The sequence below is a fragment of the Fibrisoma limi BUZ 3 genome (assembly GCF_000296815.2).
GTDB classification, from domain to species: domain Bacteria; phylum Bacteroidota; class Bacteroidia; order Cytophagales; family Spirosomataceae; genus Fibrisoma; species Fibrisoma limi.
Window position 1 is genome coordinate 615697 of sequence record NZ_CAIT01000004.1, and the last position, 25174, is coordinate 640870.

A 25174-nucleotide genomic window follows, 5' to 3' on the forward strand; every position below is an offset into this window, starting at 1 on the left:
GCAAGATAACAGTAAAGCTCAGCTTGCCTCATCCAAAAAAATAAAATTTTATTGGTTTTGACATAGTTTTTTAAAAATGTGTATGTTTGACACATAAATAGTGTGTTATCTACACAATTGTGCATTGGGAAGGTTTATGACGGGGTATCAACACAGTAGCCGAATACTGGTAGCGTTGGATTGTATCATCTTCGGCTTTGACGGAGAAGCGCTGAAGTTGCTGTTAATCAAGCGGAATTTTGACCCCGAATTCGGCAAGTGGTCGCTGATGGGTGGTTTCTTAAATGCAGACGAAGACCTGCACGATGCCGCCACCCGTATTCTGTTTACGTTGACCGGCCTGCAGAATAATTACCTGGAACAACTTCAGACGTTCGGCGCTGTAAAGCGGGACCCGGTTGAGCGAACCATCTCCGTTGTTTATTACTCGTTGGTAAATATCGATGATCAGGATCCGCTCGCTCTCAAGACACACAATGCGTCCTGGATCGATCTGAGCAACAAGCCCAGGCTCATTTTCGACCATGATCAGATGGTAGAAGCCGCCCTGCGGCAGTTGCGCTACAAAGCGGCCCTGTACCCGATCGGCTTTGAACTGCTGCCGGAGAAGTTCACCGTCCCCCAATTGCAGAAGCTGTACGAGGCCATTTATAACGTGAAGCTCGACCGGCGAAATTTTAGCCGCAAGATCATGGCTACTGAACTGTTGATGGGCACCGGCGAAAAAGATCTGACCTCGGTGACTAAGAAAGGCCAACTGTTTAAACTCAATAAGGAAAAATACCAGGACTACCTGAATGGGTATCAATCGTTTTTGCCCGAATTCACGGAGTTGTCTTTGTCATAAATAGCCTGATTATAAACACCTCCTCCAGTCGGCAGTGGGTGGGCTATGCAAGTTAACTATTTGTTTATCATTGGTTAGTAAGGCAGTAAACAGGTGAGACTATGTTTCACCTGTTTCTCTCAACAGATAGCAAAAACGTACTCAGTCATGCATAATCAATATGTCATCGGGGTTGACTTCGGCACCGATTCCGTGCGGGCTCTCCTGGTCGATACCCAAACAGGAGAAGTAGCCGGCACGCACGTGCACGAATACACCCGCTGGAAACAGGGGTTGTACTGCAATCCGGCTACCTCGCAGTTCCGGCAGCACCCGCTCGACTACCTCGAAGGTCTTGAAGCGAGTATCAAGGGCGCTTTAGCTAATGCACCGTCCGACGTCAGGCAACAGGTAGTCGGGATTTCTATCGATACAACGGGTTCAACACCCGGTCCGGTCGATGAAACTGGTCTTCCTCTGGCGCTACGTCCCGATTTTGCCGAGAATCCGAACGGCATGTTCATTCTCTGGAAAGACCACACGGCCAATGCAGAAGCGGAGGAGATTAACCACTTAGCGCATCATTGGGATACAGATTACACCAAATACGTTGGCGGTATTTATTCGTCGGAGTGGTTCTGGGCCAAGATCCTGCGAACCTTGCGGGTCGATGAAGCGGTTCGTCAGCATGCTTTTTCGTGGATTGAACACTGCGACTGGATGTCGGCGGTACTGACGGGCAATACCAACCCGCTGACGCTCCGGCGGTCACGCTGCGCAGCCGGTCACAAAGCGCTTTGGCACAGTGAATTCAATGGCTTGCCATCGGACGAATTCCTGACCCGGCTCGATCCGTTGCTGGGCGGTCTACGTGATCGGCTCTTTACAGATACCCACACATCCGATCAGGTTATGGGTACTCTCGCGGCCGAGTGGGCGGAGAAGTTAGGGCTTACGACCGATGTGGTAATTGGTATCGGTGCTTTTGACGCGCACATGGGCGCGATTGGTGCCGAAATTGAGCCGTATGCCTTTGTGCGGATCATCGGTACGTCCACCTGCGACATTCTGATGGCTCCGAACGACGAGATCGGTCACCGGCTCATCCGGGGCATCTGTGGGCAGGTAGATGGTTCCGTAGCGCCTGGCATGCTCGGTCTGGAAGCGGGGCAATCGGCTTTCGGGGATGTTTATGCGTGGTTCGCCCGGCTCATTACGGGTCCGGTGCGCGATCTGCTGGGCGATGAAGCCGCCAATACGTTAGCAAGTCAATTGATTCCGCACCTGGCCCAGCAAGCGGCTCAACTGCCCGTCACGGAAAATGATCTCATTGCACTCGACTGGATCAACGGCCGCCGGACACCCGATGCCAACCATACCCTCAAGGCGGCCATTGCTGGTTTGAACCTCGGTACAGATGCCGTTAAGGTATTCAAGGCGTTGGTAGAAGCTACTGCCTTTGGGTCGCGGAGCATCGTCGAGCGGTTTATTCAGGAAGGGGTTCCCATCCGCAAGGTGATCGCCATTGGCGGGGTGGCTAAAAAGTCGCCGTTTGTGATGCAGACCCTCGCCGACGTACTCAACAAACCAATTCAGGTTGCACAGGCGGATCAGGCCTGCGCCCTGGGGGCGGCCATGTGCGCTGCCGTAGCGGCCGGGGTTCATCCATCGCTGGAAGCCGCTCAACAGGCTATGGGTTCAGGTTTCGACGCCGAGTATACCCCTCAGCCCAGTAAAGTGGCGGTGTACGAAACGCTGTATCAAAAATACCTCAAGCTGGGCAGTTTCGTAGAGGCTCTGCCCACGCGGGCACAGGTCCTACCCGAAGTCGTTTAGAAAGGCATACCAACTACTAATCAATAGCAAGTTTCATCATTCATTTTTGACGGAATGCTCGACCTGAAGCAATTTGAAATCTGGTTTATTACGGGAAGTCAGCATCTGTACGGAGAAGAAACCCTTCGGCAGGTTGACGCCCATTCACAGCTTATCGCGGAGTTTTTAGACAAAGCGGCTCCCATGCCGGTACGGGTGGTATTTAAGCCGGTCGTGAAAACTCCGGACGAGATTTACGCTATCTGCCAGGAGGCCAACGTAGCGCCGAGCTGTGTCGGTATTGTCGCGTGGATGCACACGTTCTCACCCGCCAAGATGTGGATTCGGGGACTGACGATCCTGAAAAAGCCACTGCTGCACTTGCATACGCAATTCAACCGTGACATTCCGTGGGGCGATATCGACATGGACTTTATGAACCTGAACCAGTCGGCGCACGGCGACCGTGAGTTTGGTTTCATGATGTCACGGATGCGGCTTAACCGCAAAGTGGTGGTGGGGTTCTGGCAGGAAGACGCCGTAGTGCAGAAGATTGCCGCCTGGGTGCGGGTGGCCGTCGGAGCGTACGAACTCAAAACCCTGAAGGTTGTCCGTTTCGGCGACAACATGCGCCAGGTGGCCGTAACCGAGGGCGACAAAGTAGCCGCTGAAATGACCTTCGGGATGTCGGTGAATACGCACGGTATTGGTGATCTGGTGGCCGTAATTAACCAGATTTCCGACGCCGAGGTAGACCGACTCGCCCAGGAATACGCCGATACGTATACGCTCATGGAATCCCTGCAGAAAGGTGGAGACCGGCACAGTTCGCTGCGCGATGCGGCCCGGATTGAACTGGGTATGCGGGCGTTTTTGCAGGACGGCGGCTTTGGCGCGTTCAGTGATACGTTCGAGGATCTGCACGGCATGAAACAGTTACCCGGCATCGCTTCCCAACGCCTGATGGCCGACGGTTACGGATTTGCGGGCGAAGGCGACTGGAAAACGGCCGCGATGGTACGGGTGCTGAAAGTGATGGCGGCCGGACTGACGGGCGGTAACTCCTTCATGGAAGATTATACGTACCACTTTGATCCGGCGAATCCCCTCGTACTGGGTTCGCACATGCTGGAGATCTGCCCAAGTATTGCGGCCGGTACTCCATCCTGTGAGATTCATCCGCTGGGGATTGGGGGTAAGGAAGACCCCGTTCGTCTGGTATTCAACGCTCCGGCGGGTCCGGCCATTAACGTGTCGCTGATCGACATGGGTAATCGTTTTCGACTGCTGGTCAACGAAGTAGAAGCGGTGGAAGTCACTGAAGCGCTACCGAAGTTGCCTGTTGCCCGGGCGCTCTGGAAACCCATGCCCGACATGGCCACCGGTTGTGCAGCCTGGATACTGGCCGGTGGTGCTCACCACACCGTATACAGCCAGAACCTGACAACTGAGCACATCGAAGATTTCGCCGACATATTCGGTGTAGAACTGGTCGTCATCGACCGTAACACCAATCTCCGTCAATTGAAAAACGAACTGCGCTGGAGCGAAGCAGCTTTTAAATAAAGAGTGAAAGAGCGAATGAGTGAATGAGCGAAATGCTGAATCACTCATTCGCTCTCTCGCTTTTTCGCTCTTTACCCATGAACAAATACATCCTAACTCTACTCCTTTCCCCACTCAGCCTGAGCGCGTTGGCGCAAAACCGGGTGACGGTCAATGCCGATCAGGGGAAGACGGTCATCAGCCGTCACATCTACGGCCACTTTGCCGAACACCTGGGCCGGTGCATCTACGACGGTTTTTACGTTGGCGAAGGCAATACAAAGATTCCCAACAAAAACGGCGTTCGCCTGGACGTAGTCGAGGCTCTGAAAAAGATGAAGATTCCGAACCTGCGCTGGCCGGGTGGGTGCTTTGCCGACACGTACCACTGGAAAGATGGTATTGGACCGAAAGCCAAGCGACCGAAGATCGTCAACACCTGGTGGGGGGGCGTTACGGAAGACAACAGCTTCGGTACACACGATTTTCTGAACATGTGCGAACTGCTCGGCACGGAGCCTTACCTGGCCGGAAACGTCGGCAGTGGGACAGTACAGGACCTGAGCGATTGGGTGCAGTATGTCAATTTTCCCAGCAACAGCCCGATGTCGAATCTCCGGCAACAGAACGGACGCCAGGTTCCCTGGAATGTGCGCTACTGGGGTGTTGGGAACGAAGCCTGGGGTTGCGGAGGGAACATGACGGCCGACTACTACGCCAACATCTACCGCCAGTACGCTACGTTCATGGAACCCAAGGTCGGCAACGAAAAAATCTTCCGGATTGCGTCGGGGGCCAGTTCGGATGACTTCAACTGGACCGAAACGCTCATGAAAAATATTCCTGGCAAGATGGTCGAAGGGGTGGCCCTGCACCATTATTCCACATTCGGCTGGGGTCCGAACGAGAAAGGTTCAGCCACTGAATTTACCGAAACCGACTACGCTCACACCATGAACGAAGCCTTGAAAATGGACACGTTCGTGCAGAAGCACTCGGACATCATGGACAAGTACGACCCGCAGAAGAAGATCGCCCTGGTGGTCGATGAGTGGGGGGCGTGGTACGAAGTCGAGCCGAAAACGAACCCAGGTTTTCTGTATCAGCAGAACACCATGCGCGACGCGATTCTGGCCGGGGCTACGCTCAACATCTTCCACAAACACGCCGAGCGGGTCCGGATGGCGAATCTGGCCCAGGCCATTAATGTGCTTCAGGCCGTAATTCTGACCAAGGGCGACAAGATGCTGCTGACGCCTACGTACCACGTGCTGGAAATGTACAATGTGCATCAGGACGCAACGATGCTGCCGATTGATATAAAAACGGAAGAGTATAAAGTGGGGGACTATAAGATGCCGGCCGTATCGGTATCCGCGTCGCGGGATAAGGCGGGCAAAACGCACATCTCGCTGGTCAACATTGACGCTGGTAAACAGCAGGAGATTACGGTTACTCTGAAGGGACTCAAGGCATCCGGCGTAGCAGGGCGCATACTTACCTCCGCCAAGGTGCAGGACCATAATACGTTCGAAAACCCGACGAAGGTAAAGCCCGTCGCCTTTACCGGGGCTAAACTTACCGGCGACAATCTCACCGTTACGTTGCCGCCGGTATCGGTGGTGGTGCTGGAACTATAAAGAGCGTTTATAAAGAGTGAAAGAGCGAATGAGTGAAAGAGTGAATGGCTGACGCAAACTTTTCGCTCTGCATCAGATAGCTCGGTTTCGCTCTTTCACTCATTCGCTCCGCTTCGGCGATGGTCCGCCATTGCGGTCCGATTTCACTCATTAAACTATGTACAAGACACTTCAAGAAGAATGTTACGAGGCCAATATGCAGCTACCGAAGCTGGGACTGGTCCTGTTTACGTTTGGAAACGTCAGCGCTGTCGATCGTGAGCGCGCCGTATTCGCCATCAAGCCGAGTGGGGTGCCCTACGAAGCTTTACGACCCGAGGATATCGTGATCTGTGACTACGACGCCCGGGTTGTTGCTGGTACCATGCGCCCTTCGTCGGATACGAAAACCCACGCGTTGCTTTATAAAACCTGGGACGATATCGGGGGCATCACCCATACGCACAGTACCTACGCCGTTGCCTGGGCACAGGCGGGAATAGATATACCGATCTTCGGAACAACCCACGCCGACCACACGCACCAGGACATTCCCTGTGCGCCGGTGCTGACCGATGAAATGATTCAGGGCGATTACGAGTACGAAACAGGCAATCAGATTTTCGGTGTCTTCGGGCAGAAAGGATTGTCGCACCAGGAAATGGAAATGGTCCTGTTGCAGAACCACGGGCCGTTTACGTGGGGTAAAACCGCCGAAAAGTCGGTCTACAATGCGGCTGTGCTTGAGGAAGTTGCCCGCATGGCGTACCTGACGCTGCAAATCAATCCCGACACGCCCCGCATCAAAGACACGCTCCGGATGAAGCATTATGAGCGCAAGCACGGCAAAAACGCGTACTACGGACAGGGCTGTTAAACTACCCACTTATCTAATTCCTTACCCCTTATGACGCTTGGACTTGAAACCATCGACTACGTAATTTTTTTCATCTATTTCGTCATTGTAGCTTCCTACGGCTACTGGGTGTATCATCATAAAGGCAGACAGAATGCCGATAGCAAAGACTTCTTCCTTGCCGAAGGATCACTGACCTGGTGGGCCATCGGCGCGTCCATAATTGCGTCAAATATCTCGGCTGAGCAGTTCATCGGCATGTCGGGGCAGGCATTTCAATTGGGGCTGGCCATTTCGGTTTACGAGCTGGTCGGGGGGCTGTCGCTGGTGGTCATCGCGATCTATTTTCTGCCGATGTACATCCGCAACAAGATTTACACCATGCCGCAGTTCCTGGAAATGCGCTACGATAAGCGGCTGGCAACGATTATGGCGGTGTTCTGGCTGTTTCTGTATATCCTCGTCAACCTTACGTCGATCATCTACCTCGGTGCGCTGAGTCTGGAGAAAATGACGGGATTTGCCTTCATGCCCTGCGCTATTTTCCTGACGGTGTTTGCCGTGTTCATTACGCTGGGCGGCATGAAGGTCATCGGCTATACAGACGTGATTCAGGTTGTGTGTCTGGTCGTCGGCGGACTTGCTACGACGTATCTGGCCTTGAGTCTGCTGTCGGATAAGGTTGGTACGGGGGCAGGGGTGTTCGAGGGATTGAGCCTGATCAAGCAGAAAGCCGACCACCATATGCACATGATTTTTGAGCGGGGTGAATACTTCGTGCACGACGGCCGGGGCGGAAAAATCGACGCTTACAATCAGTTGCCGGGACTGATGATGTTCATCATCGGCGGGCAATGGATCGTGAACTTCAACTACTTCGGCTGTAATCAGTACATGATCCAGCGCGCACTTGGCGCTGATCTGCCCACGGCCCGGAACGGCGTTCTGTTCGCGGCTTTTCTGAAGCTGATGATGCCGTTTATTGTTGTATTGCCCGGCCTGGCAGCTTACGTACTGTTTCAGGAAAACGCCGATGCCGCCATCGTGCAGGGTATTACCGACAATAATATAGTCAAACCCGACAATGCGTATCCGGTGCTACTGAACATCCTGCCGACTGGCCTGAAGGGGCTTTCCTTTGCGGCCCTGACGGCGGCCATCGTGGCCTCGCTGGCCGGAAAGGCAAACAGCATCTCGACGATTTACATGCTGGACATTCACAAAAAATTCGTTAACCCCAACATCAGCGAGAAGCAGACCGTCTGGCTGGGTCGCGTAGCGATTGTTGTTTCATTTGCCATTGCTCTGGTAATCAGTCCTTTTCTGCAAAACTTCGGGCAGGGCTTCGAATACATTCAGGAGTACACCGGTTTTATCTCACCGGGCATTCTGTGCATTTTCCTGCTGGGTATGTTCTGGAAACGCGCTACGGCCAACGGAGCGCTGGCGGCTGCGGTGCTGAGCATCCCGTTATCGACTCTGTTGAAGTACCAGGTTCCGGATATGCCGTTCCTGAACCGTATGGGTACGGTCTTCTGGATTTGCGTCGTCGTGCACGTAGCCATTAGTCTGATTGAATCACGCGGACAGCGTAATCCTAAAGCGTTTGCCGTAGATCGGCACTGGTTCCAGACCAATCCCTCGTTCCGGGTGGGCGCTGCGGCCGTATGTGCGTTGCTGGCCCTTGTCTACGTAATTTTCTGGTAACGAATCCGAGCCGCCGGCGTGAGTACTCAGTAAACTTTTAATCTGTCATAGCACTAGTAAATATGAGAATCCTACCGCTTGTTTTAGTCGCCCTGATGGCCTTATCTGGCTGTAATTCGAATAATATGAACGAACAGAAAGCTGGAATTGACAAGACTTCCTTTGGGAAGCTAACCGACGGCCGGGAGGCAGAGTTGTACACGTTGCGTAATGCCGCCGGTATGGAAGCGAAGATCACCAATTATGGGGGCATCATCGTATCGATGACAGCGCCGGATAAAGACGGTACGTTCGCCGATGTTACCCTCGGTATGGACTCGCTGGCTGGCTACGAAAAAGGCGTACCTTACTTCGGGGCGCTGATTGGCCGCTATGGGAACCGTATCGCCAAGGGGAAATTCACGCTGAATGGCCAGGAGTATACGCTGGCTACCAACAACATGGGGAACCATCTGCATGGCGGACTGAAAGGATTTGATAAGGTGCTGTGGTCGGCAACGCCCGTAGATGGCGAAGAGCCGGCGTTGAAACTGGCCTATACGGCGAAGGATGGCGAAGAAGGCTACCCCGGCAACCTCAACGTAGAGGTGACCTATACCCTGCAGAAAGATAATGCCCTACGGATCGACTATAAAGCGACAACCGACAAGCCAACCGTGGTGAACCTGACCAACCATTCGTATTTCAACCTGGCGGGTCAGGGCGACATCCTCAGTCACGAAGTTACCCTCAACGCCGACCGCTTTCTGCCGGTAAACGAAACCCTGATTCCGACGGGCGAGTTGAAGCCGGTGGCCGGTACGCCCTTCGACTTCACGAAGTCAACGGCCATTGGCAAGCGGATCAACGATTCGTCGGATGTGCAGATCAAGTATGGGTTGGGTTATGACCACGCCTGGGTGCTGTCGGACAGCTCAAAAACAAGCAAACTGGCTGCTACGGTATATGAACCCACAACCGGCCGCGTTATGGAGGTGTACACGACCGAGCCGGCCATTCAGTTCTATACGGGTAACTTCCTCGATGGGACGCTGACGGGCAAAGGGGGCGTGGTGTATCAGAAACGTACGGGTCTATGTCTGGAAACGGAACACTATCCCGACTCACCCAATCAGTCTAGCTTCCCGACGACCACGCTACAGCCTGGCGAAACGTATCAGACGACCACAATTTACAAATTTTCAGCCCGCAAGTAAGCCGATCTGAAACCTGGAATGATGGATTTCAACCCATAGGGCACCGGTTCTACCCTAGATAGTGCCAGGAAGTTGTAACAGCTTGTCAATCGAGTGGCTGTTTTGGTTAATTTTTAAATTGTACAATTAAATTTATTTGTATAATTTTTTCAATCAACTTAATCAGGCTACATGGATTCCCGAAACAAAGACCAAGCCTTATGGCAATCATTTCGTGAGGGAGAAAAACAGGCATTGGGGCAACTGCTTGAACGCTATTATCGCGTGCTGAAGCACTATGGGTTGAAATTTATGGTAGACGAGGCCGTAGTAGAGGATTGTATTCAGGATCTTTTTCTACAACTCTGGCAAAACCGCGAACAGATCAACGATACCGATTCGGTTAAGCATTATTTATTAAAAGCTTTACGGCATCATGTACTTCAGTATTTACGGTTACAGAAACGCATGACCTATGAAGAGCCGGATTGGGATAGTTCGCTGCCGGAGGAGCCAGATTCCGAAGCCTTAATGATACAACAGGAGTCATTTGAGCAACTGAAAAAAATCATAGGAGCGCAGTTGGCCAGCCTGCCGAACCGGGAGCGGGAAGCGCTGTATTTGCGCTTCTATGAAAATTTGTCTATTCCTGAAATAGCGGAGGTTATGAATGTGAACCGTCAATCAGTGTCCAACTTTCTGCAAAAAGCGCTGGCTAAGCTTCGTAATCAGTGGCTTTCACCCATCCTCTTAACGTTTTGCATTATTTTATAAAAAAATTTCCTTTAAGTAGGGTATAGCGGAGCCAAATATTCATACTATCATTGAAAATAGCCGAAAAGTTCAATGGACTTCCCTCCTGAAACCCTTTCGAGCGTCGAGGATTTCTTAGCAAATGATGCGTTTCGAAAATGGATGCTGGAAAGGCGTCCGGAAGATCAGTTGGACTGGCAGCGATGGCTGGCGCAGCATCCGGAAAAGAAACCCCTTTATGAACAAGCCGTTGCTACCTTTCTGGTAGTGCAGGGCAAACGCATAAAGATTTCGGACCGGGAGGTCAAGCGCCGAACGGAGATCATGCTGAATCAACTGCCGGACGCAGCTCCTGTTGTTAAGCCGTTGATCAACTGGCGATGGGGCGGATGGGCAGCCGCAGCAGCCGTAGCTGGTTTGGTTGTCTGGTGGCAGGTAAGTGGCCTTCCACCCAATCCATTGACGGATACGCGTAAAGCCGACGCTCAACAGAATGAGGGCTGGAAGGTAGTCAGGAATACAACGGGGCAGGCGTTGATCGTGCTCCTGCCGGATAAGTCATCAGTACTTTTATCGACAGATAGTCAATTACGTTTTCACAAACAGATGCAGCAGGCGGTACGGGAGGTTTTTCTGGAAGGGGAAGGGTTTTTTGAGGTGATGAAAGATTCGACCAAACCATTTGTAGTGTATACGCCAACGTTAACCACGAAGGTGCTTGGAACGAGCTTTCAGGTTCGGTCATTCATGAAAGAAGCGATTGCCTATGTGAAAGTAAAAACGGGTCAGGTTACCGTTGTATCAACAGCAACCCCTGACAAGATTGTGTCCCTGAAGGGAAATGAAGAAGTTAATCTTGAAACCGCTAATAAGCAATTTGTTAAGCAAAAAATTCTCACGGTAACGAATACAGCCCCAATTCTGAAACAACAGTTTACGTTTGAATACACGCCTGTTCCCGAAGTATTTGCCCGGCTTGAAGAAAATTACCACGTATCTATTCGCTATGACCGGAACAGGCTCAGTAACTGCACCTTCACCGGTCAGCTCAACGACATCCCCTTTCTCGAGAAAATACGCCTTATCTGTATGGCTACTGAATCCACTTACGAGTTCGTGGATAACCAAATTACCATACAGGGCCTTGGATGTAACTGATTGTTAAACACTTAATCATACAAATGCCAATGCTGTAGAATCTATCCGTACTCGTGCGATGCGATAGTATTCTGGTACTACCGCCTATTTTTCACAAATGTGTAAAAATGACACATTTTATTGTATGTCATTACGTTTAAAACCCCCAACCCATGCAAAACCGGTTAACTAACCGCAACATCTGGATCAGGATTATGAAGCATTCAGGCCTGCAACTTTTGCTTGCGTTTACCCTCGTCAACATTAGCCTTGCCTTTGATGGCAAGTCGCAGGAACTCCTGAATCGACGCATTACCCTTGTGGCTCAGAATCAGGACGTCGAGTCGGTCATTAAACGACTCGAAGAGCAAGCCAAGGTGCAATTTTTATTCAGCAGAGAGATTATCCAATCCAAAAGAAAGGTCAGCTATCAGGCAAAAAACGAACAGCTTCATCTGGTACTGGATCACATACTGACTCCGCTCAACCTGAGCTACGAGGTTGTTGGCCAGCAGATTGTAATCAAACGGAATGCCGCACAATCAAGCAATATCCCGCAGGAGAATACCTTGCTCGAAACCTCGCAAGATGCAGCCCTGCAGGATGTTCAGATTTCCGGACGGGTCACGGATGAGAAAGGCGAAGGACTACCCGGGGTCAACATTCAGATAAAATCGACGACGCGCGGAACGATTACGGATGCGGATGGTAATTACAGACTTTCGGTTCAGAACACCGGCGCTGTGCTTGTTTTCTCGTTGGTCGGGTACGTAGCCCAGGAAGTGACGGTCGGTTCGCAGAAAGTGGTCAATATCAGTCTAGCACCGGATGACAAAACCCTGGACGAAGTCGTGGTTGTTGGCTACGGTACACAGCGGAAACGGGATGTTACGGGTTCGGTAGTGTCAGTGAACGAAGCTACGCTGAAAGAAGTACCGGCTCCCAACCTGGTCAACCAGCTCAAAGGCCGCGCGGCTGGGGTAACCATCGTTAGTAACGGCTCTACACCCGGTTCGCAAGGGCAGATTCGTATTCGGGGTAACCGGACGCTGACCACCGGTAACGGCGATGGACTTGATGGTCCGCTGGTAGTTGTGGATGGTATTCCGTACGGGGGGCTGAACGACATCAACCCGGATGACATTGCCAACCTTGAAATCCTGAAAGATGCATCCGCTACGGCTATCTATGGGTCGCGAGGTGCTGGCGGGGTTATTTTAGTCACTACTAAACGGGGTAAAGTTGGCAAACCAGTATTCACCTACGATGGCTATCACGGGCTCACTAACATCATGGGCAAATACAATGTCATGAATGGCACTGAGTATGCCCAGTTCAAACAAGATGCAGCCAAATACAACCGTACGGCACCCGGAACCACGGCTTATCCGCTCACAATCAAGGAGCAGGAAGCACTGGCCGCTGGTGTTTCTACCAACTGGCAGGACCTGATTTACAGACAAGGTTTTAATACGAACCATCAGTTGGGCCTGCAAGGGGGTACTGAAAACACGCAGTATTCGATGGGAATGGGCTATTTCAACGAAACCGGTATTATCCCCAGCCAGAAGTTCGAGCGGTACACGATACGCGCTACCATCGATCAGCGGCTTGGAAAGAACATCAAGATTGGCCTGAATACGCTGAACACGCTTACTTACACAAACACGCCGGGCGGTGGTGGCATACCAGGTGGTTTGGTACGGTTAACCCCACTGGCTGCTCCCTACAATGCCGACGGTAGTGTGAACCTGTTTCCTTTAGAAGGCTCAATCGATGCTGCTAGCGTAAGCCCGCTCACCATTATCACGAAGAAAGATTCATATCTGGGCCGTACCCGGTCGATACGTACCTTTAACAGCTTATACGCTGAGGTAAACATTTTACCGGGTCTGCGCTATCGGTTCAATGCCGGTCTGAACTTCAGTCAGTCGAATTACAACGGCTACGGTGGCCCGCTCACGTACTTCAACAACGCCACGGTTCAATCGTCGTCAAACGCTGAGATCAGCAATACCGAATTTTGGGACATTAACCTCCAGCACCTGTTGTATTACGACAAAACTTTTGGAAAGCATAAATTAGGCTTTACTGGACTGTATGAAGTTACGCAAAACCATTCGCTGGGCAGCCGATTCACGATAACCGGGGTTCCAGCCGATTACATTAAAACGTCTAACTTCTCGCTGGCTTCCGGAACACCGGTCGCCAACTCGGACTTTGGCAACTCCTTTACCGAAACGGGACTGCTGTCGTACATGGGCCGCGTCAATTACAGCTACAATGATCGCTACCTGTTAACCCTGACCCTGCGTCGGGATGGTTCTTCAACCCTGTCGCCCGGCAACCAGTACTTCAATTATCCGGCCATTGGCGCAGGGTGGAACATCATTGAGGAAGGTTTCATGAAGGGTATACCGGTTATTTCAAACCTGAAACTACGCGGAGGCTGGGGTATATCGGGCAACCGGAACGTAGGGGCCTATGCCACACTGGGCGCGCTGTCGGCAGGTTACTATAATTTCGGTCTGGGCACGGCCGGTCAGCAATTGGCCTATACGGTGACCAGCCTGCCAGCAACGAATCTGGGCTGGCAGTCAACCTCGCAGGTGGATATTGGCGTTGACTTCGGTTTCCTGAACAATCGAATTACGGGTACGGTAGACTGGTATCTTCAAAAAACCAAGGACATTCTGCTGTCTGTGCCGCTGCCCCCCAGCAATGGCGCTGGCTCAACGCTGAGAAACCTGGGAAGAACAGAAGGCCGGGGTCTGGAAACATCGCTGACGTTTGATATTTTCAGAAAGCCGGGCGGATTCAACTGGAGCGCCGACCTGATTTATTTCTTCAACCGGGAAAAGATCACCCAGCTCACCACACCGACCGAGCTCTCGAACGTAGGAGCCGGCTGGTTTGTTGGCCAACCTCTTTCGGTCATCTACGACTACAAAAAGATCGGTATCTGGCAAACTGCTGACCAGGAGAACGGTACGTTGCAGAGACAAACCGCGCCCGTGCAGTTTCCAGGACAAATCAGAGTTGAGGACGTTAATGGCGACAATAAGATTGATCCGGCCGACCGGCAGATTCTGGGTAACTTTCAGCCCAAGTTTGAAGCGGGCATCACTAACCGCTTCACGTACAAAGGTTTCGATGCGTCGATTGTCACCTTTGCCCGAATGGGAATGAAAGTAGTTGTGCCTTACCTGACGGGTAACTCCACTGGTTCAGGCGGGTTTGCCTTCTTCAACCAAGGCCGGGTAAACCAGGTAAAAACCGACTACTGGACCGAAACCAACCCAACCAATGCGTTCCCTGCACCTGATGCGGGTGGTGCTGTTCAGTGGTTCGGCTCAACGCTGGGCTATTATGACGGGTCGTTCGTGAAAATAAGAAGTATCAACGTGGGCTATACCTTCAGCAGTCAGCTCATCAAAAAGATTGGTGTCAGTTCGGCCCGGCTTTACTTCAACGCCACCAACCCGCTTATCCTGTATTCGCCTTTAGTACGTGATAATCTGGCTGTTGACCCAGAAGGTAACAGCTATGCGTCTGGTTCGGCAACGCTCAATGCTCAGGGAGCAGACCGGGCAACGCCGGAGCGCCAGATCGCGGTGAACCTGAACAACCCGCCGGTTCGGCAATTCACGTTAGGCGTTAATCTTAAATTCTAATCTTTGACACTTCTATGAAAGCTATAAACGTTTGGACCCTGATTGGCCTTACGGCTTTACTGAATACAGGGTGCGAAAAAATACTGGAAGAGAATCCACAATCGCAAATTGTCCCTTCTTACTTCAATAGTCCGGCTGGTGTACTGGGCGGTATTGCCGGTGTCTATAACGACATTCGGGGCCAGTGGGGTACCGAAGGATTTACCGTGGAGATGCAGGCCGGCACTGATGATTTCCTGCAGGGTGCCAGCTCAGGCGGTGGACCCGCTTACACCTACAACGGCCTTAACGGCAGTAACTTTGGTTCGGCATGGGGCGTGGCCTTCCAGGATATCAATACGTTGAACGGTGTACTCCAGTACGGTCAGACCATTGATTTGCCGGAGGCTACCCGAAAGCAGTACCTGGCACAGGCTAAGTTTCTGCGCGGATTCTGGTATTTCTATCTGGTGCAGACCTGGGGCGATGTGCCGCTGAGTACTACCTTTATCACGGTTCCCTCACAGGCGGCTGCCCGTCAGCCAGCGGCCCAGGTGTACGAGCAGATTATTAAAGACCTGACCGAAGCGGCTGCTGATTTACCCAACCAGCCAACGGCACCTTTTCTGGGCAAAGCCGCAACGAAGCCTGTCGCGCAATTGCTATTGGCGAAGGCGTACCTAACCCGCGGCTGGCTGAATAACACCCAGGCCGATTTCACGCAGGCCGCTACTATCTGTGCCGATATTATTGCCAACAAGGCAGCCTATGGTCTTGATCTGTGGCAGGATTATGGTGATGCCTTCGTACCGGCCAACGATTATGGCAAAGAAACCATGTTTGTAAGCGACCACGTCAACGATCCCAAGTTTGGCTATTATACTGTAGGCGGTGGTGCCAGCGGTGGGGCGGCACAGAACCTGACCCCCTGGTTCACTAACTGGAACTATCCCAACAACAGCGGTGTCAACTCGTTCGTCAATGCGGCTGGAACGCTGGTAAACAGTGGCACGTCCGGTATGATTCGCGACTCTCAATACGGACGGCCCTACGTTCGTATGCGGCCTAACACGGACAAATTAAAAACAGGGCCTAATGTGGGCAAGAGTTACTTCCTGGATCAGGCATTTGTCAAACGGGACGTTGACTCACGATTCGCCAATTCGTTTATTACTGTGTACATTTCCAACACGTCGATTTCTAACCAGGCTAATGCTGCCAACAACCGCCGGGGTATCGGCTACACTACGGTAGTTGGCGCCGACACGGCTGTCTGGTTACCAGATTACGAAGTGGCCGGGGCTCCGCAGTTTGTCGGCACCAGACCATTCAAAGGGATTGTGGTGCCGCCGAGCTTATGGAATAATGGCATCTTCCCGGCCCTGAAGAAGTTCATGGACCCCAGCCGGGGTGCAAACTTTAACGACCCGTCGACCCGTCCTGTGGTACTGTACCGCTTCTCTGACGTTTACCTGACAGGCGCTGAAGCGTACCACAAAGCGGGTAACAACCAGCGGGCTGCCGAGTTGATCAACGTCGTACGGCAGCGGGCCGCGTTCCGTAAGACCAATACCGCTGCGCAAAATGCCGCAGCTGCAACAGCCATGACGATTTCTGCCAGCGATGTAACGGTAGATTTCATCCTGGATGAACGGAGCCGCGAATTCTTTGGCGAATGGCAGCGGTGGCATGATCTGGTGCGGACCCGCTCGCTGGTTCGTCGCGTGAAAGCCTGGAACCCGGAGGCCGCGAATTATATACAGGATTTTCATATGCTGAGACCGATTCCGCAGAACCAGATTGACCGCACGGTGGAGGGGCCTAAGTTTCCGCAGAATCCGGGCTATTAATTCCATACATTGTTGACTGATAGGATGCAGGAGGACTAAAATCCTCTTGCATCCTTTTAATGCAAAATAGAAGTTGTACAAACCCGGCTGTAAATAGCCGGGCGTGCGCTTTAGAAAGCAGCAAGATTATGAGAACATTGGTGTGTACCGAACCGGGAAAACTTGCCTATTCAACAGAGGAAAAGCCCTCGTTGAGTAAAGACCGGGCGATCATCAAGATTAAACGCATTGGCATCTGCGGAACGGATTTGCACGCCTTTGAGGGTACACAGCCCTTTTTCAGCTACCCACGCATTCTGGGTCACGAGCTATCAGGTGAACTGATCGACGCGGATGGAGCCTCTGATTTTAAACCCGGGGAAGCCGTATCGTTTATCCCTTATTTCAACTGCGGCACCTGCATTGCCTGCCGGAGGGGTAAACCAAACTGTTGTACCCACATGCAGGTCTGCGGAGTGCACATAAATGGAGGCATGGCCGAATACCTGTCGGTGCCCTCAACCGCTTTGTTGCACGGCGAGGGACTAAGTTTCGACGAACTGGCCCTGGTTGAACCGCTGGCCATTGGTGCGCACGGTGTTCGACGGGCGGGGGTAGAAGTGGGGGAGTTTGTACTAGTGGTAGGCGCTGGACCTATCGGCTTAGGAACTATGGAGTTTGCGCGGATTGCCGGTGGGAAGGTCATTGCGCTGGATGTGAACGACCGGCGGCTTCAGTTCTGTAAGGACAAGCTACAGGTTGCACATACCGTCAATGCGCTGGACCCTAACGCGTTTGAACAGATACGGGACATCACCAACGGCGATATGCCCACGGTGGTTATTGATGCGACGGGAAGCCTGAAAGCGATCAACGACGCGTTCAAGTACATGGCGCACGGAGCCCGTTACGTCTTAATTGGCTTGCAGAAAGGGGATATCTCGTTTAGTCACCCGGAGTTTCACAAACGGGAAGGCACCCTGATGAGCAGCCGTAATGCGACCCGGCAGGACTTCGAGCACGTGCTGGCATCCATGCGAACGGGCGACGTCGACCCCAAAACGTACATCACCCACCGGGTATCGTTCGACAACGTTGCCGATGAATTTGAATCCTGGCTTAATCCGGCTACGGGCGTAATTAAAGCAATGGTGGAGATGCCATAAATTAAAGACACCATCTTCAGCATCCGTCCGAAAAAGTACGCGACCTATGAACTACTATTCGTATCTGTTTTTAGTACTCTTAACAACAACCGTTGGCTTTTCGCAAAACAAGCCGGCGTTCAAACTTTGGTATAACCAACCCGCCGGACAAACCTGGGAAAATGCCCTGCCCATCGGAAACGGTCGGCTGGGCGCTATGGTCTACGGCAACGTAGCCCGGGAAACGATTCAACTCAACGAACACACTGTCTGGAGTGGTGGCCCCAACCGTAACGACAACCCGGATGCGTTAGCCGCTTTACCTGAGATCCGAACATTGATCTTTGACGGGAAGCAGAAAGAAGCCGAGAAACTGGCCAACAAAGCAATCATCACCAAGAAAGCGCACGGGCAAATGTTTCAGCCCGTGGGTAATCTGCACCTGACCTTCAACGGTCACGATAACTACACGAATTATTACCGTGATCTGGATATTGAGCGGGCTATAGCCAAAACGACCTACACCGTAGACGGAGTGGCCTACACCCGCGAAGTCTTCACGTCGTTTCCCGATCAGGTGATTGTCGTACACCTTACGGCCAGCAAGCCAGGACGTATTGACTTTACTGCTTCGTACTCAACACAACAAAAAGCCGATCGCAAAACAACTCCGGCCAAAGACCTGACCATAGCCGGTACTACGTCGGACCATGAAGGGGTGAAAGGAATGGTACGGTTCAAAGGTATTACCCGCATCAAGACCGAGAAAGGGACGCTCGCATCGACGGATACCACACTCACCGTCAAAGGGGCCAATGCCGCAACGATTTACATTTCCATTGCTACGAATTTCAATTCGTATAAAGACGTCAGCGGGGATGAAAACGCCCGGGCGGAATCGTATCTGAACAAAGCGTACCCCAAATCATACGCGGCCATGCTGACTCCGCATGTCGCTGCGTATCAAAACTATTTCAACCGGGTTCGGTTAGACCTTGGCTCAACGCCCACCGAAGCCGCGAAGCTCCCCACCGACGAGCGGCTGAAAAATTTTCGAACCGCAACCGACCCGGAGTTTGCGACCCTCTACTACCAGTATGGGCGCTACCTGCTGATTTCGTCTTCCCAGCCGGGGGGGCAGCCCGCCAACCTACAGGGAATCTGGAATCATAGAATGCGACCGCCGTGGGACAGTAAGTACACCATCAACATCAACGCCCAGATGAATTACTGGCCCGCCGAAAAAACGAACCTGGCGGAGCTGCACGAGCCGTTCCTGCGGATGGTGAACGAGTTGTCGGAAGCGGGGCAGGAAACGGCCCGGGTCATGTACGGAGCCCGAGGTTGGATGGCGCACCACAATACAGACATCTGGCGGACAACCGGCGCTATTGACGGAGCTACCTGGGGTATGTGGATTGCGGGTGGCGGCTGGACGGCCCAACACCTCTGGGAGCACTACCTATACAATGGCGACAAGGCGTATCTGGCCTCGGTTTATCCGATTCTCAAAGGAGCTGCCCAGTTCTACGTAGATTATCTGATCGAACATCCCAAATACCACTGGCTGGTCGTCAATCCCGGTACTTCGCCTGAAAATGCGCCTAAAGCGCACGGTGGTTCATCACTGGACGCGGGCACGACGATGGATAATCAGATTGCGTTCGACGTATTCAGCACAGCGATCCGGGCGGCCGAGATTCTGAAAACCGATGTCGCCTTTGTGGATACGCTGAAGCAAAAGCGCAGTCAGCTTCCTCCCATGCATGTTGGTCAGCACGGTCAGTTGCAGGAGTGGCTGGAGGACATCGACGACCCGAATGACAAGCACCGGCACATTTCGCACCTGTACGGCCTGTTTCCCTCCAATCAGATTTCCCCGTACCGTACGCCAGATCTGTACAGTGCGGCCCAAACGTCGCTCATCCATCGGGGCGACGTATCGACGGGGTGGAGTATGGGCTGGAAAGTTAACTGGTGGGCGCGTTTGCAGGACGGTAACCACGCCTATACGTTGATTCAGAATCAGCTTACGCCCCTGGGCGTCAATAAAGAAGGGGGCGGTACGTACAATAATCTGTTTGATGCGCACCCACCCTTTCAGATCGATGGCAACTTCGGTTGCACATCGGGCATCACGGAAATGCTGTTGCAAAGCGCTGACGGAGCCATTCACATCCTGCCTGCCCTGCCCGACGTGTGGCCAACCGGCAGCGTGACCGGGCTGCGGGCGCGTGGAGGTTTCGAGGTAGTGGACATGCAGTGGAAAGCTGGTAAACTGACGAAGCTAACGGTCAAATCAAATCTGGGTGGTAACCTACGTTTGCGGGTACGGAATGCGCTGAAAACTAGCGGAGGAGGGGCGCTCACGACCGCGTCGGGACAAAATGCAAACCCATTTTACTACGTCGAAGATACGCCGACGCCAGTCGTATCTGCCCAAGCCGGTAAGCCAGCGTTGACCCTGAAAGAAACTGTGGTCTACGACATGCCTACGCAAGCGGGTAAGGTCTACACGCTGGTAGCTCAATAACCAAACTACTGACTTAATAACCTGAAATTGTTTTCTATGAAGAAGTGCCTGTTTCTTATTGCGTTTACGGCAATATCCTGCGTGATAAACTGTGTCAGTTTTGCGCAGACAACGCTGATTAACCCCATCCTGACTGGCTTTTATCCAGACCCGAGCATTGTGCGAGTGGGGGCTGATTATTATTCAGTACATTCTACGTTTTCCTATTTCCCGGGCTTGCCGATCATGCACAGTCGTGACCTGAAAAACTGGAAGCAGATCGGCAATGTAATCAACCGGCCCTCGCAGATGGATTTCATGGGCGAACGTATGACGCGCGGGCTATTTGCCCCGGCCATCAGTTATTACAAAGGGACTTACTACGTAACCTGTACGGATATTGACCATGATGGAAATTTTGTTGTAACGTCCAAAAATCCGGCGGGACCCTACAGCAATCCGGTGAAAATTCCGCAGGTACGCGGGATTGACCCGTCAATCTATTTTGATGAGGAAACCGACAAAGCCTACATTATTTATAATAGCGATGCCCCCGACCGCAAACCGCTGTATTCGGGCCACCGCACTATTCGGATGTACGAGTTCGACTATAAGAATTTGAAAGTGGTGGGTGAAGAAAAACAGCTGGTGAACGGGGGCGTAGATCTCTCGAAGAAGCCGGTTTGGATTGAAGGACCGCATATTCTGAAGCGCAATGGCTGGTATTACCTTTACGCGGCCGAGGGCGGCACATCGGTTAATCACTCGGAGGTAGTGTTGCGGAGCAAGGATGTATGGGGGCCATACGTTCCCTTTGAAGGCAACCCCATTCTAACGCAGCGGGACCTCCCCGCCGACCGCAAAGACCCCATTACCTCGGCTGGACACGCTCAGTTTATCGAAGGTCCCGATGGCAACTGGTATTCGATTTTTCTGGCGGTACGTCCCTACGAAGGCGATTATTATAATACAGGTCGCGAAATGTTTATTGCTCCGCTGACGTGGGTAAACGATTGGCCGATGATCGAACACGGCGAGAAAGCCATTGCCTACCAATACAAAACCAACATCAAAGAAGTTAAACAGAAAGGGGCTTTACCGCAAAATGGCAACTTCGGATATACGATGACCTTCGACAAAGGGCTTGATCTGTCGATGCTTTTTTTGAGAACGGTGGATAGCAGTTCGTTTAAAACATCAAAGGCCAATGGATTGACGCTGACACTTAAACCAGAAACGATTTCTGAAATGGGAAACCCTTCGTTTGTGGGTAAGCGTCAGCAACACCTTTACAGCACCGCCGAAACTGAAGTGATGTTTTCGCCAAAAGCCGACAATGAAAAAGCGGGGTTGGTGATTCTTCAGGACGAACGCCATTTTTACTTCGTGGCCAAATCGAAAACCGATGGCAAAGACGTGGTTCAATTGTTCAAGAGCAAAGACAAAACCCTGGAAATGGTGACTGAAGTGCCTTTACCTTCATCCGTTGCCAAAGTGAATTTTAAAATACAGTCGGAAGGAGCCTTGTACAGCTTCTATTACTCGACCGATGGGAAAAAATGGAACTTGTTAAAAGACCAGGTTGACGGCAAGTTTTTGAGTACCAAAGCGGCCAATAGCTTCATTGGCTGCGTGTATGGCCTGTATGCTACCTCATCTGGCGAAAAGTCCGAGAATGCTGCTTCATTCAAGTACCTGAAATACAAAGGCGACGACCCGATGTATAAGTAATTGATAAGCCATTGAAAACGAAAGTATTACATATCACTCTCCTAGTTCTGCTCAGCCTGTCGGCAGGGGCGCAGATGCAGCCGTTTACCTTGCAGGAGGTGAGGCTGACGAGTGGACCGTTCAAGCAGGCGCAGGACGTTGACCTGAAGTATATCCTGGCGCTGAACCCGGATAAACTACTGGCTCCATACCTGATCGATGCCGGTTTGCCGTTGAAAGCGCAACGCTACGGTAACTGGGAAAGTGTAGGGCTGGATGGGCACATCGGCGGGCATTACCTGTCGGCGTTGGCCATGATGTATGCCTCAACGGGCGAACCCGAACTTAAAAAGCGGCTCGACTACATGATAGGCGAACTAGCCCGATGTCAGGCCAAAAATGGGAACGGATACGTCGGGGGTATTCCGCAGGGTAAGGTGTTCTGGGATCGGATTCACAAAGGCGATATTGACGGCAGCAGCTTTGGGCTGAACAATACCTGGGTGCCGCTGTACAACATTCATAAACTGTTTGCGGGGCTGCGCGATGCCTATGCATACGCCGGAAATGGGCAGGCTAAGCAGGTGCTGATTGGCCTCGGTGACTGGTTTGTTGAATTGATCAAACCCCTGTCGGATGAGCAGATTCAGCAGGTGCTACGTACCGAACACGGTGGTATCAACGAAACGTTTGCTGATTTGTACATCCTGACCAACGACAAGAAATACCTCGAAACGGCACAGCGTCTTTCCCATCGGGCCTTGTTGTATCCGTTGCTGGAACAACAGGACAAACTTACCGGACTGCACGCCAACACGCAGATTCCGAAGGTGATCGGTTTTGAGAAAATTGCTACGTTGACGGGTAAGACCGACTGGTCAGAAGCTGCTATGTACTTCTGGCGGAACGTATCACAGACGCGTAGTGTGGCCTTTGGCGGGAACAGCGTTCGCGAGCATTTCAACCCCACAACTGACTTTAGTCAAGTATTGCGGTCGAATCAGGGACCGGAAACCTGCAATTCGTTTAACATGCTCCGGTTGAGCAAAGCCCTGTTTCTGGATAAGAACGACGTAAGCTACCTCGACTTCTACGAGCGAACCCTGTACAACCACATCCTGTCGAGTCAGCATCCCGAAAAGGGCGGGTTCGTCTATTTTACGCCCATACGCCCCAATCACTACCGGGTGTATTCGCAGTCCGAAACCAGCATGTGGTGCTGCGTGGGGTCAGGGCTGGAGAATCACACTAAATACGGTGAGCTGATTTACAGTCATTCGACTAATGACCTGTTCGTTAACCTGTTCATCCCATCAACGTTAAACTGGAAAGAAAAAGGGGTTCGGCTGAACCAGCGCACCAATTTTCCGTATGAAAATGGAACGGAACTAGTTGTACAGCAGGCAAAACCACAGGTATTTTCGGTGCAAATCCGTTATCCGAAATGGGCTGAAAACCTGGAGGTGTTGGTCAATGGGAAGCAGCAGGCTGTAAATGGGAAACCTTCGGAATACGTAGCTATTTCCCGAAAGTGGAAAGCAGGTGACATCATAACGGTGCGTTTTAAAACGTCTACCCGGCTGGAGCAGTTGCCGGATGGCTCAAACTGGGCCGCGTTTGTGCATGGTCCCATTGTGCTGGCCGCTAAAACGTCAACGGCAGATCTGAAAGGACTTTTTGCCGACGATAGCCGGATGGGGCATGAGACAAAAGGAAAGCTGTACCCGCTGACTAGTGCGTATGCGCTTGTCGGTGATTCGGCGACGTATCTCTCGCGGCTGAAACCCGTTGACAGACTGCGTTTCCAACTGGACACGCTGACATTGCAGCCCTTCTATGAAGTTCACGATGCCCGCTATCAGATGTACTTCCAGACGTTTACCCAGGCCGCCTTCGACGAACAGCAGGCCCGACTGAAACAGCAGGAGGCCGAGACTTTGGCGTTGGAAGCCATTACCATCGATAAGGTTAATTGTGGTGAACAACAACCCGAAGTGGATCACGCGTACAAGGGCGAAAAGAGCGAATCCGGCTATGACGACGAGCGGTTCTGGCGACGTACCCGCTCGTATATATCGTACCAGTTGCAGAACAAAGGACTGGCAGGTAAATCCATTTCTATCACGGCTTTAGATGATATAAAGCCAGAAAACGTAGACTTCCTGCTTGATGACGTTCCTGCCCAGGCTATAACCACTGAGGGGAAAACGATTCAACTGAAAGCGAATGACAAAGAGGTGGTCACCTTGAGGATAGTGGCCCGAAACGGAAAACAAACTCCTCGCATCAACCAAATCAGACTCTTAACCCGTTAACGACTTTTTGAAATGCCTAGAAACTTTCCTATTACCCTTAAATGTGTCGCTTTGACACTATTCGTTTTTGGTAGTGTTTTCACCACCTTGGCCCAATCCAATTTTACCAGCAAAACCATTGGGATCGGTGTGGTGGTGGCCGACCTCAACCGCTCGCTTGACTTTTATGTAAATGGTATCGGTATGGTGAAAACCGGCAGCTTTACCATCAACGAAGAATTTTCGAAACGCTCGGGTCTGGCAAACGGGACGTCTGCGGCCGTAACGATTCTGAAGCTGGAAAACAGCCCCGAGGCCACGGATTGGAAGCTGATGAGCTTCAACACGAAAGCGTCGCATCCAAAGCCCAAGGTCATTCAGGACGATACGGGCATGCAGTACATCACGATCAACGTGAAAGCCCTGAAACCGATTGTTGAGCGACTCAAGCAGATGAATGTGCCGTTTTTAGGCAGCACGCCAACGCCCCTGAACGACAAAGCCCACTTTGTTCTGGTGCAGGACCCCGACGGAACGTTCATTGAACTGATCGGCCCGCTGGAATAATACAGCGAAACCACTGCTCGAAACCTTTAGT

At 52.0% G+C, this 25174-nt stretch carries 16 protein-coding genes; all 16 read left to right on the forward strand.

What is annotated here, in order from left to right; translation table 11 throughout:
• The first annotated feature begins 136 nt into the window (after nucleotides 1-136).
• The 16 genes from BN8_RS03085 to BN8_RS03160 all read left to right on the forward strand — a co-directional run bounded on the left by BN8_RS03085 (nucleotide 137) and on the right by BN8_RS03160 (nucleotide 25143).
• On the forward strand, nucleotides 137-847 hold the full coding sequence (locus BN8_RS03085; protein ID WP_009280329.1) for an NUDIX hydrolase: 711 nt from the start codon (nucleotides 137-139) through the stop codon (nucleotides 845-847).
• 147 nt (nucleotides 848-994) lie between these two features.
• Nucleotides 995-2662 (forward strand): ribulokinase, encoded by a 1668-nt coding sequence (locus tag BN8_RS03090; RefSeq protein WP_009280330.1) that lies wholly within the window; start codon nucleotides 995-997, stop codon nucleotides 2660-2662.
• Nucleotides 2663-2716: 54 nt separating this feature from the next.
• Complete coding sequence (gene araA, locus BN8_RS03095) at nucleotides 2717-4207, forward strand: L-arabinose isomerase (RefSeq protein WP_009280331.1); 1491 nt, start codon at nucleotides 2717-2719, stop codon at nucleotides 4205-4207.
• A 77-nt stretch (nucleotides 4208-4284) separates the two neighbouring features.
• Nucleotides 4285-5826: an alpha-N-arabinofuranosidase gene (locus tag BN8_RS03100; protein ID WP_040005291.1), complete on the forward strand. Its 1542-nt coding sequence runs from the start codon at nucleotides 4285-4287 to the stop codon at nucleotides 5824-5826.
• 157 nt (nucleotides 5827-5983) lie between these two features.
• A complete protein-coding gene (locus BN8_RS03105; protein WP_009280333.1) occupies nucleotides 5984-6682 on the forward strand; it encodes an L-ribulose-5-phosphate 4-epimerase in 699 nt (232 codons plus the stop codon).
• A 30-nt stretch (nucleotides 6683-6712) separates the two neighbouring features.
• On the forward strand, nucleotides 6713-8368 hold the full coding sequence (locus tag BN8_RS03110) for a sodium/sugar symporter (protein ID WP_009280334.1): 1656 nt from the start codon (nucleotides 6713-6715) through the stop codon (nucleotides 8366-8368).
• A gap of 62 nt (nucleotides 8369-8430) precedes the next feature.
• Nucleotides 8431-9564 carry an aldose epimerase family protein gene (locus tag BN8_RS03115; protein WP_009280335.1) on the forward strand — a complete coding sequence of 378 codons (1134 nt, stop codon included), beginning with the start codon at nucleotides 8431-8433 and terminating at the stop codon, nucleotides 9562-9564.
• Nucleotides 9565-9735: 171 nt separating this feature from the next.
• Nucleotides 9736-10317, forward strand: coding sequence for an RNA polymerase sigma factor (locus BN8_RS03120; RefSeq protein ID WP_009280336.1), 582 nt, complete (start codon nucleotides 9736-9738; stop codon nucleotides 10315-10317).
• 72 nt (nucleotides 10318-10389) lie between these two features.
• Nucleotides 10390-11454 (forward strand): FecR family protein, encoded by a 1065-nt coding sequence (locus BN8_RS03125; RefSeq protein ID WP_009280337.1) that lies wholly within the window; start codon nucleotides 10390-10392, stop codon nucleotides 11452-11454.
• A 152-nt stretch (nucleotides 11455-11606) separates the two neighbouring features.
• Nucleotides 11607-15107, forward strand: coding sequence for a TonB-dependent receptor (locus tag BN8_RS03130; protein WP_009280338.1), 3501 nt, complete (start codon nucleotides 11607-11609; stop codon nucleotides 15105-15107).
• A 14-nt stretch (nucleotides 15108-15121) separates the two neighbouring features.
• Nucleotides 15122-16936, forward strand: a complete 1815-nt coding sequence (locus BN8_RS03135; protein ID WP_009280339.1) for a RagB/SusD family nutrient uptake outer membrane protein — start codon at nucleotides 15122-15124, stop codon at nucleotides 16934-16936.
• Between the two features lie 128 nt (nucleotides 16937-17064).
• Nucleotides 17065-18081 (forward strand): zinc-binding alcohol dehydrogenase family protein, encoded by a 1017-nt coding sequence (locus tag BN8_RS03140; protein WP_040005293.1) that lies wholly within the window; start codon nucleotides 17065-17067, stop codon nucleotides 18079-18081.
• A gap of 46 nt (nucleotides 18082-18127) precedes the next feature.
• Complete coding sequence (locus tag BN8_RS03145) at nucleotides 18128-20593, forward strand: glycoside hydrolase family 95 protein (protein WP_009280341.1); 2466 nt, start codon at nucleotides 18128-18130, stop codon at nucleotides 20591-20593.
• Nucleotides 20594-20629: 36 nt separating this feature from the next.
• Nucleotides 20630-22303 (forward strand): glycoside hydrolase family 43 protein, encoded by a 1674-nt coding sequence (locus BN8_RS03150; protein ID WP_009280342.1) that lies wholly within the window; start codon nucleotides 20630-20632, stop codon nucleotides 22301-22303.
• An 11-nt stretch (nucleotides 22304-22314) separates the two neighbouring features.
• Nucleotides 22315-24597 (forward strand): glycoside hydrolase family 127 protein, encoded by a 2283-nt coding sequence (locus tag BN8_RS03155; protein ID WP_040005294.1) that lies wholly within the window; start codon nucleotides 22315-22317, stop codon nucleotides 24595-24597.
• A 12-nt stretch (nucleotides 24598-24609) separates the two neighbouring features.
• Nucleotides 24610-25143, forward strand: a complete 534-nt coding sequence (locus BN8_RS03160) for a VOC family protein (protein WP_009280344.1) — start codon at nucleotides 24610-24612, stop codon at nucleotides 25141-25143.
• Nucleotides 25144-25174 lie beyond the last annotated feature (31 nt).